This is a genomic window from Streptomyces sp. P17, assembly GCF_032436805.1.
GTDB lineage: Bacteria > Actinomycetota > Actinomycetes > Streptomycetales > Streptomycetaceae > Streptomyces.
Genome location: NZ_JAVRBF010000256.1, coordinates 1 through 581, shown reverse-complemented (window position 1 = coordinate 581; position 581 = coordinate 1). Strand labels below are relative to the sequence as shown.

Below are 581 nucleotides of genomic sequence, written 5' to 3'. Positions count from 1 at the left end.
CCATAAAGTAAAAGTGACGCGACGACGATTAAGAAGAACGCTGAACTTCTGCTTGGGTTCGTCAATGATATTGAATTCGATCATCCAAATATCCTCTTGGCGAGTGATTTAGTTTTTTCAGGGGCTACCGCTTTAGTAGGATTATCGCCGGTCTGGACGGTTGATGCAGCGCGATCAGCAGTCGAGCTGTTATTAGCGCCCTGTTTCGTCGGAGTTGCGGCTTTTTTACTATTCTTCCCACCCGGCTTTCCAGCGTCCTTGCCCGAGGATTGCCCCTCTGATTCTGACGGGGCCGAACCTGTGGAAACTATGATAACCTGCTTACAGGTTACAGTCGCCTTTAAAATAGTTGAGTGAATTTTATCGCGATCCGCGTCTATGGCCTGTATTAGCATATCCTCATAGACCGTTAAACCCGTGACTAGGTAAAATGGAACGCGGCTTTCTTGAAACCGTACCAGGGCGTTGTACAACTCAGCTGCGTTTCGGTCTGCGACCTCCAGAACCACCTGCTTGGGCTTGATATAAGCATGATCGTTTACTTCAGCGCCCGTCTCAATAGGGTTACTGGTGATTTCCAC

Annotated in this window: 1 protein-coding gene; it reads right to left on the bottom strand. The window is 48.5% G+C overall.

Features of this window, described 5'->3' with window-relative positions:
• Positions 1-80: 80 nt before the first annotated feature.
• Positions 81-581: phage baseplate protein (locus RMT89_RS40715; RefSeq protein ID WP_315888791.1), on the bottom strand; the 501-nt coding region annotated here is incomplete at its 5' end.